Source organism: Cupriavidus sp. UBA2010 (assembly GCF_002335265.1).
GTDB lineage: Bacteria > Pseudomonadota > Gammaproteobacteria > Burkholderiales > Burkholderiaceae > Cupriavidus > Cupriavidus metallidurans.
This window is the reverse complement of record NZ_DDCI01000015.1, coordinates 267,117-277,244: the sequence shown is the minus strand read 5'-3', so window position 1 is coordinate 277,244 and position 10,128 is coordinate 267,117. Positions and strand designations below refer to the sequence as shown.

General features: G+C 59.8%; 11 protein-coding genes and 1 tRNA gene. 1 reads left to right on the top strand and 11 read right to left on the bottom strand.

Features of this window, described 5'->3' with window-relative positions; translation table 11 throughout:
- Nucleotides 1–20: 20 nt before the first annotated feature.
- Nucleotides 21–278 carry a nuclease-related domain-containing protein gene (locus B2246_RS12195; RefSeq protein WP_286962335.1) on the bottom strand — a complete coding sequence of 86 codons (258 nt, stop codon included), beginning with the start codon at nt 276–278 and terminating at the stop codon, nt 21–23.
- Nucleotides 279–634: 356 nt separating this feature from the next.
- On the opposite strand from B2246_RS12195, the gene B2246_RS12190 reads away from it, so the two are divergent.
- Entirely contained in the window at nt 635–1,360 is a 726-nt protein-coding gene (locus B2246_RS12190) for a MobA/MobL family protein (RefSeq protein WP_286882206.1), read from the top strand.
- 238 nt (nt 1,361–1,598) lie between these two features.
- Here the strand turns inward: B2246_RS12190 and B2246_RS12185 are convergent, their stop codons facing one another.
- The 10 genes from B2246_RS12185 to soxX form a co-directional block, all read right to left on the bottom strand.
- Nucleotides 1,599–3,032 (bottom strand): YfjI family protein, encoded by a 1,434-nt coding sequence (locus tag B2246_RS12185; protein WP_286882207.1) that lies wholly within the window; start codon nt 3,030–3,032, stop codon nt 1,599–1,601.
- Nucleotides 3,033–3,278: 246 nt separating this feature from the next.
- Nucleotides 3,279–3,686, bottom strand: coding sequence for a hypothetical protein (locus tag B2246_RS12180; RefSeq protein ID WP_286882208.1), 408 nt, complete (start codon nt 3,684–3,686; stop codon nt 3,279–3,281).
- Between the two features lie 156 nt (nt 3,687–3,842).
- Entirely contained in the window at nt 3,843–4,157 is a 315-nt protein-coding gene (locus tag B2246_RS12175; protein WP_286882209.1) for a helix-turn-helix transcriptional regulator, read from the bottom strand.
- Nucleotides 4,158–4,295: 138 nt separating this feature from the next.
- Complete coding sequence (locus tag B2246_RS12170; RefSeq protein WP_286882210.1) at nt 4,296–4,733, bottom strand: hypothetical protein; 438 nt, start codon at nt 4,731–4,733, stop codon at nt 4,296–4,298.
- Between the two features lie 93 nt (nt 4,734–4,826).
- Nucleotides 4,827–5,546, bottom strand: a complete 720-nt coding sequence (locus tag B2246_RS12165) for a hypothetical protein (protein WP_286882211.1) — start codon at nt 5,544–5,546, stop codon at nt 4,827–4,829.
- 112 nt (nt 5,547–5,658) lie between these two features.
- Entirely contained in the window at nt 5,659–6,873 is a 1,215-nt protein-coding gene (locus B2246_RS12160) for a tyrosine-type recombinase/integrase (RefSeq protein WP_286882212.1), read from the bottom strand.
- 173 nt (nt 6,874–7,046) lie between these two features.
- Nucleotides 7,047–7,122: transfer RNA gene (locus B2246_RS12155), tRNA-Ala, on the bottom strand.
- 67 nt (nt 7,123–7,189) lie between these two features.
- A complete protein-coding gene (gene soxB / locus B2246_RS12150; protein ID WP_035884373.1) occupies nt 7,190–8,914 on the bottom strand; it encodes a thiosulfohydrolase SoxB in 1,725 nt (574 codons plus the stop codon).
- Nucleotides 8,915–8,941: 27 nt separating this feature from the next.
- Complete coding sequence (locus B2246_RS12145; RefSeq protein WP_200876316.1) at nt 8,942–9,442, bottom strand: TlpA disulfide reductase family protein; 501 nt, start codon at nt 9,440–9,442, stop codon at nt 8,942–8,944.
- 10 nt (nt 9,443–9,452) lie between these two features.
- The gene (gene soxX, locus B2246_RS12140) at nt 9,453–10,127 is read right to left on the bottom strand and encodes a sulfur oxidation c-type cytochrome SoxX (protein WP_035884375.1); all 675 of its coding nucleotides are present in this window, start codon (nt 10,125–10,127) and stop codon (nt 9,453–9,455) included.
- Nucleotide 10,128: the final 1 nt, after the last annotated feature.

Sequence of the window (10,128 nt, the reverse complement as noted above, 5' to 3'; positions counted from 1 at the left end):
TTCGTGGAACAGGGGCAAGGTCAAATGGTCCAATTCCCAGGTGTTGCCGATTCGATGGTGCTCGGCTTCCAGTCCTTCACTTCAAGCACGAGCAATCCATGCATTGGATGCAAGATTACAAAGTCCGGATATTTCTCCAGCGAAGCGATACGCACGTCGTACCAGATCTTGTAATCGTCATCCAGCTTCTGCTCAAGTCGTTCGGCAAGACGCTTCTCACCTGGCCACATTCTGCCAACACAAGAGGAAAGCGAGGGAACGATGGTCGCCATTGCCATAAACCAACACCTTGAAAGTTCAGTTCGCTAATCTACCATGCGGCAGCAGACCTACTGATGCTTTCCGCATCATTGTCACCTGTAGCAGCACCATCGGCGCTGCAGTGGATGTCATGGCGACTACCACCTCAGGTATTTTTATAACTCCCCCTATATGTTGTGGGAAGGAGTCGATCGAGGTATCAACGGATAATCATCAACACTAAGTGACAAACAAAGAGAGGATATAAAGGACGCGCACTTAACCTTTCTCTCTTTTCGAGTCAAATCAACCCTGATCACCCTACCCGCAAGCAGCCAGCGAGATTTATTCGCTGGCTTTTTTATTCCTGCAAAAGAAAGGGTAGTAACACATCATGGCGAGCTTTCATCACTGCCTCAAGAGCGGCAAAAAGGGCACTGCTGCGAATCACGCGGCCTACATCACCCGACAAGGAAAACATGGCCATCGCGAGGATCTGGTCTGCACAGGGCACGGCAACATGCCCGCATGGGCAAAGGGCAATCCCTCGGCATTCTGGAAGACGGGAGACAAGCACGAGCGCGCAAACGGTGCCGTTTATCGCGAACATGAGATCGCACTGCCGGCCGAACTGACGTGCGAACAGCAGAAAGAACTCGTCGTCGAGCTGATCCAAATGATGGTCGGCAGCAAGCCTTATGAGTACGCGATACATGCTCCCAACTCGTCCATCGAGGGCAGCACCAATACGCACCTGCACCTGATGTTCTCTGATCGCATGCAGGACGGCATTGAGCGATCGCCCGAGCAAACTTTCAGCCGCTACAACGCGAAACAGCCAGAACGTGGTGGATGCAAGAAGGACAGCGGGGGTAGGAACCGATTGGCTCTGCGCGACGAGCTCATCCAAACACGCAAAATGTGCGCTGACTTGCAGAACGCAGCGCTAGAGAAGCATGGCCATCCAATCAGGGTCGATCACCGTTCGCTGCGGGAGCAAGGCATCGAGCGTGCACCAGAGCGCCACCTTGGGCCAGCGCGTATCCAGGAAATGTCAGAGGAAGACAAGGCTCGCGTAGTGGAGGCAAGACGAGCTCACACACGTCATCAAACCAAGTAGATGTCATGGTGCACAGGCGTCATGTGAAGTCGAGAACATCGGCGCCTGGCATACAGCAACAGTTCAGCTGAGTGCCTCGGGGCTGCCAACCCTGTTCTCGCACTCGCCAAGATGGAACCCGTCGTGATCACAAATCCGGAGATGGACCGGTCTCTCCCACAAAAAAACGAACCGGCCAGGGAAAAAAGCATGCGATTCGTGCGATTAATCGCACGAATCGCATGCCGAACGCCAAGGTCTAGGCTGCAAAATACGCTGGATTGAGATGGATATAGCGCTCTCTTTTTGGCCCGACGGTGATCCACACGGCGCCATCGGCGATCAAGCAGTCCAGTGCAGCGTCGAGACGCGAGACCGGGCGCACCGGACCATTTCGCAACACCCCATTCTTCGGCACTATCCATCGGTTCCAGCGCCCATAGCGGGTCCAGAGGTGACGCGCCAACGGCTGCGCATCCGCCTGCTCCTGTGGGACAGCATGGTCCGGAGAGAAGATTCGCTTGAATTCGCCAATGTGCCACGCAACGATGTCGACCGCCCGACCAAGCGTATCAACCGAGATGGCACCTTCCTGCCTCGAGAACACATGCAGCAAAGCTGCAATACGGCCCGTTATTTCCAACGCCTTGGATATGTGGTCCTTGATATCATGCTGTGGACCATCTGGCCCGAGCGAAGACTCAAGTTCATTGGCAAGGCCGACCCAGCGCCGGACCGCATCTTCGGCGAACTCCAAAATCGTTCGCTCCGTAGCGCCTGCATCGAGGCGGCGCCCCCAATCGTCGAGCACCTCGCGTAGTCGCTTGTGAAACTTGGGTAGATGGTAGAACTCACCGTCTAGCCGATACTTAATGCGAGTACCCTGCGTTGAAGGCGGGTAAGCCACGAGATATCGCGCGCAGTGGCCTGATCCGCGCATGACATCCCCTCGGCGGCGCAGAAGATCGTTGAGCACAGCTGGCTGCACCTGGTAGGACAGCGTCACACGCGGATTGCGCGCGACGATGCTGACGCCATGGCTGCGATCCATCGTCAGCATCTGCGCGCCATCCCAAGCCTTGTTGAGCACACCGAGCTGATCAAGTGCACCGCCCTGAATAATGACATCCCCCTCATCACTGACGAAAGCCACCGACTCACCATCCCCTTCAAGCGCCTCCATGACGGCACGCTCCGATGCGCTCTGGCGCATGCTACGCCGAAGCCTCGGCTTGACGGGCTTGGAAGCCGCATGCTCCGCCATTTGATGACACAACTCGTCGGTTGGCTTGCCATCGACTGTCAGTTTGGTGAGCCTTCGACGTAGCCCTTTATCGATGTGCTCCCAGACGGATATTTCGTGTTCATACTGCGCGCGATCGGCCTCGTGTTTCCGTGTGCGTGCACGATCAAATTCGTAGAGCGGTTCTGCTACGAGATTGTGGACACCCGTCTTGCGCTCGCCTGAATCCGCAACCGTCAGCAGATTCAGTGATAGCGGGCGAATCTGTCCCGTCGGCAAACGTACGTCGTAGAGCCCCTGTGCCGATACCGACATGTTGGTCAAGAACTCCATCGCGACCAGTGCATCCGGCGCCTGAACGTGCCTGATAACTTCTTCAACGGCCTCTTTGATTACGACATGAAAGGCATGCAGCGGATAAGGCTCCTGTAGTGTGAGCGTGGGGTTCATGCAAGGCCTCCTACGCTTGTTGCGGCGTGACAAGTGAAAGGCACACATACGGTGTTTCCGACCCTCACCATGTTCCCGACGTAGTTCGTCAATGACACGCGCTGATCCAACGAGAACGGCGTGTGATTTTTCCTGACATGCATTTTTTCTTTTCTCGCAAATGGCTGACTGACCATTGCGCCCTCGCCAGCCCCACTACGTGTTGGCGAATCTGGCGAGCAACGCGAAGAGCCAGCGAATCCCTCGTCACTGATGCTTGTTGCCCTCGGGTACCAACTCACGGTGATCCATGCTCTTTGCGGCAAGACTGGCCAGCGTGGGGATGTCTCGTGGATTGGAGGCATCGCTTGATACCGGCAAGACACCGCCGCAGTAGTCACAGCAGAGAGGCTCACCCGACTCTGCCCGGCGCTTGCGCTCAGCCTCAAGCAGCGCGCGGAAACCACCCATGGACAGTGGCAACTCCGCGCTCAGTTGCGCGACGACCATTTTTTGCGGTACTTCCCGCGCCAGTGCGCTCTCGATAGCGGGGTACAGCCTCCGGAATAACGCCGTTTTCTGCTGCTGCTTGCCTGGCTGTAGCGCATCCAGTTGCTTGATCAACTGGTCTACGTTCGCCAGGGGAAGGCTGTCGGTTGTATTTTGAAGTTCCATTATTCGTTCCTCATACAGGTATGTCAGCGGCCCGATGTAACTCACTCGGGTGTACTAGCGGCCGATCCATACTTCGTCGTGTCGACGGGCTGCAGCAACCGAATACACGCATGTGCGCCCGATGTCGGTTTGGAAATAAGCATCTTTCTCTCCGATCTATGCTGAAGCGTGCGAGCTGGCACGCAAGGCGATCCACGCATCGAGATGGTGTTCTATTACCCCGGTAGTACGGGCTGACAGCGAGACCTTTCTCGGAAACGCCGGGTCATTCTTCATCAGTACGTACAGGGTCGAACGTGAGAGGCCGGTGCGCTCAATTACATCTTTGATGCGCAGCACGCGAGCGCCGGGCGGAATGCCGATACGGTCGGGAACGGCTTCGTCGTGCGCCCAGCTTGACGGCCCTACTCCAGGTCGCCCAATCTTCGCCGCGAACGGAGAAGTGGCGTCCATCGGGGTTTTGTTGTGCATGGTTACTCCTCGTTGGACACTGCGAATTTGCAGTTCCGGCATGATTGAGGATCGAGCGAAAATCCACGATGCCTAGCGCCTGTAAAAAAATACCCAGCGTCAATCAGACGATCGATGGTTGGCGTGCAACCACGCTATTCAGGCGGTACGCAATTGACGTGAGACGATGGTGGGGGTGGGCGGCGACACTGCAGCGAAGCGTTCGAGGAGGCTGGCCGGACATTGAGCGGTGTTCACCGGCGGCACGAAGGCCGCGTAGCCGAGCATCCAGAACTGCGAGGCGAGGAATTCGGTTTGCCGCCATTGCGCGACCGTCGAATGCGGCACGCCAAGCGTGTCGAGCCGACGCATGGCAGCAGCCGTACCTGCGCTGGCCCGCGTGGCGCTGACGGCGACCACGATCGCGGCGACGTACACGCGCTGGCCGAAAAGCGCACAGAAAATGGCGAGCCAGCGGTGGCAGTCGGCGCAGTAGAAGCTGTAGCGGAAGGCGTACTTGGCGCGGGTTTCGCGGGGCAGTCCACGTGGCTTGTGCGGATAGGGGGCACAGTGCAGGACGCCGCCACAGCCGAACAAGCCCGTTCGCGGGCTTGTTCGGCGTAGTTCTGATCGATATGTAACGGCAGGCGGGCTCGGGGACAGCTCAAACGGAGCAACAATCAGAACAAATCAGTCCTTCCTACCCCGCATTGTGAAACCGCCAGCTTGCTGGACTTCCGGGTCATCGCTCAACCAGTCGTGGAGCAGCGCGCGGACATCAACATCTCCATGTTTCTTTCTAATCGACTCTGCAACCTTTGAGACTACGGTACGAATGGCGGCGTCCCGCGATATCCAACCATCTTCAGGGCGATCATCGTTTAGGTGTTTGATGCACGCTTCCCGAACGGCCTGCCGCTTGTTCGCCTCCTTGGTGATGCCTCCCTTTCTTCCGCTCTGCTTCGTATCCTCCGCCGGTTTCGCCGCCAAGTAATACCCCTGCGCCCAGCCCTCGTGAAAGCAGGCACGCGACAAATGCCACCATGCTTTTTCCGTCAGGCCAGCCTCAAGCGCAGCCTTTGCCGTCAATAATTCACCGCACAAGCGCACCATGCTTCGGCGATACACGCGATCGTTATCCTTGAGAAGTTCGGGGTCCAGAGGGTAGGAATCGATCAAGCCCACAAAAGCTTCCCGCCCGCCCTCCTCAAGGAAGTCTTCCTCCGTCGAATACGGCGTGGCGAGTCGAGGAAGCGGGACGAACGGGGTCAGCCGATCCAGATACGCCCAAAGGCTTGTATCAGAATCAAAATCTCCGCGTAGTAGCCGATATCCGCTGTCGATCTGCGTAGCGGCATCAAACCACTGTTGAACATCTGAAGCATCCGGCTCGTTGTGCTCCCAACCCATATAGCCCTTCTCTCCCGGTATTATTCGTTGTTTAGTCAAAACGGTCCCACCGTCCGTAAGTCGTAGCAGTCGGCAAGGAAGCAAGACAACTGCACCTTGCTCCCGCGTCTGCTCAGGCCGCTTGGCCGCCAAGCCGCACGACATCAGCTCCTGCCTTCAGCTGTTCAAGATAGTCTGCCCACCTCTGCATCATTGAAATGCGGTCATCGATAAACTTTGTCCGGTTGTAGGCGGTGCCCAGTGCATCAGCAACCTTATGGGCAAGCTGGTGCTCGATGACTTCGCTCGGGAAGCGCAATTGCTCGTGCAGGATCGTACGTGCCATTGCACGGAATCCGTGTCCGGTTATTTCCGTTTTCGTATCGAAGCCCATCCGTCGAAGCGCTGCATTAATCGCAGCGCCACTCATCGGCTTCTTGACGTCCCGTCCCGGAAAAACATACTTCCGGTCACCTGTGAGCGCATGTAACTCATGCAGGATTGCAACAGCCTGCGAGGCAAGGGGCACCAGATGTTCAGTTTTTGTCTTGGAAACCGTATATCGCCACTGTGCCTTGTCGAGATCGAACTGCGACCATTCGGCCGTACGCAACTCCCCCGGTCGAACGAACAACATTGGGGCGAGTCGTAACGCGCACTGAACCACGAATGTTCCACGGAATCCATCTAGTGCGCGCAGGAGGCCTGCAACATCTGCAGGCTCAGTGATGGAAGCAAAATGGGTGTGGCGCGCAGGTGGAAGCGCTCCGCGAAGATCTGCACTGACATCGCGCTCCGCTCGCCCTGTGGCCACGGCGTAGCGAAAGACCTGGCCGCAATTCTGGTGTACGCGATGTGCTGTATCAAGCGCCCCTCGGGCTTCCACCCTACGAAGCACCGAAAGCACTTCTGGGGCTTTGATTTCCGCGATCGCCCGGCCCCCGAGCCAGGGAAACACGTCATTCTCAAGGCGCCCAATGATCTTGTCGGCGTGACTAGCGGCCCAGCCCGGCGCTTGCCTTGCAAACCACTCGCGCGCGACGGCCTCGAAGCTGTTTGCAGCTCGCTCGACGCTGGCCGCTTTCTGCACTCTACGTTCGATACCGGGGTCAACGCCGTTGGCGAGCAACCTTCGCGCATCGTCTCGACGCGTCCGCGCTTCCTTGGCGCTTACCTCCGGATAGACACCCAGCGCCAATCGCTTTTCCTTGCCAGCGAATCGGTATTTGAACCGCCAGTACTTCCCCCCTGCTGGTGAGACTTCAAGGTACATGCCGAGGCCGTCCGTCAAACGGTAAGCCTTATCGCGCGGGCGCGCGCTGCGGACTTCGACATCAGTTAAGGGCATTTGGTCTCCGTGGGGGCATCAGCGAAAGGGACAGCTGACATGCCCCCTAAAATGCCCCCTCATGCCCCTAGATGTCAACGGACGATGTTGGACTCCAGCAGAAACAAAAAACCCCGCAAGCCTTGAACTTGCGGGGTTTTTTGGACTTTCCCGGATCATCCGGGACATGTTCTTGGTGGACCGAAGGAGGATCGAACTCCCGACCTCTGCATTGCGAACGCAGCGCTCTCCCAGCTGAGCTATCGGCCCGTAGCGGATGATTGTAGCTGCCTTCAGGCGGCCTTTCAATCGCATTGGCGCAACCGTTGCGTCGATGTCAGGCGGTCGTAATTCCCGGGTTGCCGCTCATGCCGCGCACGGTCGGCAGGTTCAGTGGGCGAGCGCTGACTTCCTTGTTTGTCCGCAGCCACTGGGCCATCACATCCCAGATTGGCGCCCCACCTGCCTGGCGGGCTTCTTCTGATACCGGGGCCCAGCCGGCCACCTTGTAGGTCTTGCCGGTTTCCAGCGGCTTGCCGCCCAGCCGCATGTCGGTGATTCGCTTGCCGATCGGCTGGTTGGGGTCGATCGTGTATTGCAGCCCGCCCACGCGCACCATGTCGCCGCCCTGCTGGTAGTAGGGATCGGGGTTGAACAGGTTGTCGGCCACGTCCTCGAGGATGGTCTTGATGGTCTCGGCGGTCATCGGCGTCACCGTCGTGTACGGGTACGTGACGGCCGTCTGGTCCATCAGGGCTTCCATCGTGATGTTCTCGCCGGGCAGCAGCGTGGTGCCCCAGCGGAAACCGGGCGAGAACGCGATCTCGGCGTCCTGCACGGCCATCAGGCCGTCCAGGATGAGCTGGTCGAAGGTGCCGTTGAAGTTGCCGCGGCGATACAGCAGGCCACGGTTGATCGCCAGTACCTCGCTGAGCCTGGACTCGTACGGGGCACGTACCTTGGTGATCAGTGCCTCCATCGCGGGGTCGGCCGGCAGGTAGTCTGCGAAGACCGGCAGCAGCTTGTAGCGGAAGTCGGCCACCTTGCCGTTGCGGACGTCGAAGTCGAGCACACCGAGGAACTTGCCGTTGGAGCCCGCGTTGGTCACCAGCGTCGCACCGCCCGGATTCCTGACATGCACTGGCTTGGGCACGCCGTCATGCGTGTGGCCGCCGAGGATCGCGTCGAGGCCGCGCACGCGCGAGGCGAGCTTGAGGTCGACGTCCATGCCGTTGTGCGACAGCAGAACCACCACCTCCGCGCCCTTGGCACGCGCATCGTCGATCACCTGCTGGAGGTTTTCTTCCTGGATGCCGAAGGTCCAGTCCGGCACGAAGTAGCGCGGATTGGCGATCGGCGTGTATGGGAAGGCCTGCCCGATGATCGCCACGGCCACGCCGTTCATGTCGCGGATCACGTATGGGTCGAAGACCGGATCGCCGAAGTCGTTGGTCTTGATGTTCTGCGCCAGGAACGAGACGCGGCCCTTGAAGTCGTTGTCGACGATCTGCTTCACGCGCTCGGCGCCGAGCGTCATTTCCCAGTGCGGCGTCATCACGTCGACGCCCAGTTGCAGCGCCGCGTCGACCATGTCCTGGCCCTTGGTCCACAGCGCCGTGGCCGAGCCCTGCCAGGTATCGCCGCCATCGAGCAGCAACGCGCCGGGCCGGCTGGCCTTCATGCGCTGGATCAGCGTAGAGAGATGGGCAAACCCGCCCACCTTGCCGTAGCGGCGCGCGGCTTCGGTGAAATCGAGGCAGGTGAACGCGTGCGCTTCGGGGGTGCCGGGGCGGATGCCGTACTCGTGCAGAAAGGCCTTGCCCACCAGATGCGGCGGCTTGCCTGCCCATTCAGCCACGCCCAGGTTCACACTGGGTTCGCGAAAATGCACCGGACGCAGTTGCGCGTGGCAATCGGTAAAGTGCAGCAGGTGAACGTTGCCGAAGCGCGGCACGTCGTAGAACTGTTGCGCGGCGCGCGCGGCCTGTGCGTCGCCGCCCGGGAAAGCCATGCCGCCGGCGCCGGCCACCGCCAGCACCTGCAGGAACTCGCGTCGATTCATGCTGATTTCCGTCCGAGTCGTGCGCGCTCAGCGTTTGCCGTAGCGCGCCAGGGCGGCGACGTCGTCGTCGAGCATCTCGCCCACTTCCTTCTGCACCACGCGGCCCTGCCCGTCCAGCACGTACAGTTCCGGCAGCCCCTTGCGCTTGCCGAAGGCGTGGCGCAGGGCATCGGAATCCATCGTCGCGGGGAAGGTGTAGCCGCGCTGTTTCAGGTACGCCACTGCTTCATGCGGGTGCTTGTCGATGCTGATCGTCAGCACCTGCAGCGGCGTGCCGCGCGTCTTGTCGTACAGGGCCTGCAGGCGCGGGTTCTGCAGCGCGCAGAACGGACACCACGAGGCCCAGATCTCGACGACCAGCGGCTTGCCCGCCCACTGCGAGGCAGGCACGGTGCGGCCGTCGAGCAGCTTCACGTCGGGCAGGTGGATCACGTCGCCGACTTCCGCCGCCTGAGCCAACTGCGCTGCCGCGCCAAACGCCGCGGTCAGCGCGAGCATCCATGCGACCACGACGCGCCGAGCCCGCATCATGCGCCCCTTACTGATTGACCGGCGATGCCGGATCGAGCAGCAGCGCCATCACGTCGCGAATCTGCTGCTCGGTCAGGATGCCCTTGTGGCCGAAGCGCGGCATGTTGGAACAGGCGCTGAACGCGTTCGAATCCCAGATCTTGCCCCACGTGTAGCGAACCACTTCCTGCGAGTTACCGCGCAGCTTTCCGTACTGGTAGAGCGACGGCCCGATATTCCCGAATGAGATCTCGGCCTTGGTCAGCTGATGGCAGGCGTAGCAGTTGCCGCCGTTGGTGCCGCCCACCGCGTCGGTGAACTGCATGCCCCGGCCGTTCTGCGCGATCTTCTCGCCTTCCTTCCAGTCGCCGAGCCAGTTGTTGTCGGCGGGATACTTCACCTGCTTCAGCTCGGCGGCTTCCACCTTCTTCGCCACGGCGGCCGGCACCTTGCTGCGATCGGGGTACTGGCTGCATGCCTTCTGCGTGGCATCCTGGTTCAGCACACCCTCGACCGTGGCGGGCCCCTTGGACGTGAAGGACGATTCGATCATCTGGCGCACGTCGGCGTCGGTGACCTTTGCGGTCGCGCCCTTCGTCGCAGCCTTCGTCGTATCTTTTGCCGCCGTCTGCGCCAGCGCCTGCGTGCCGGCAGCCGAGAGCGCCACCATGGCGACCAGCGCCATCGTATGGAGTTTGTTCATG

Bases quoted from the DNA above. Each gene is read 5' to 3' on its own strand.
- B2246_RS12195 (WP_286962335.1), bottom strand. From the start codon at position 278: ATGGCAATGGCGACCATCGTTCCCTCGCTTTCCTCTTGTGTTGGCAGA.
- B2246_RS12190 (WP_286882206.1), top strand. From the start codon at position 635: ATGGCGAGCTTTCATCACTGCCTCAAGAGCGGCAAAAAGGGCACTGCT.
- B2246_RS12185 (WP_286882207.1), bottom strand. From the start codon at position 3,032: ATGAACCCCACGCTCACACTACAGGAGCCTTATCCGCTGCATGCCTTT.
- B2246_RS12180 (WP_286882208.1), bottom strand. From the start codon at position 3,686: ATGGAACTTCAAAATACAACCGACAGCCTTCCCCTGGCGAACGTAGAC.
- B2246_RS12175 (WP_286882209.1), bottom strand. From the start codon at position 4,157: ATGCACAACAAAACCCCGATGGACGCCACTTCTCCGTTCGCGGCGAAG.
- B2246_RS12165 (WP_286882211.1), bottom strand. From the start codon at position 5,546: ATGGGTTGGGAGCACAACGAGCCGGATGCTTCAGATGTTCAACAGTGG.
- B2246_RS12160 (WP_286882212.1), bottom strand. From the start codon at position 6,873: ATGCCCTTAACTGATGTCGAAGTCCGCAGCGCGCGCCCGCGCGATAAG.
- soxB (WP_035884373.1), bottom strand. From the start codon at position 8,914: ATGAATCGACGCGAGTTCCTGCAGGTGCTGGCGGTGGCCGGCGCCGGC.
- B2246_RS12145 (WP_200876316.1), bottom strand. From the start codon at position 9,442: ATGCGGGCTCGGCGCGTCGTGGTCGCATGGATGCTCGCGCTGACCGCG.
- soxX (WP_035884375.1), bottom strand. From the start codon at position 10,127: ATGAACAAACTCCATACGATGGCGCTGGTCGCCATGGTGGCGCTCTCG.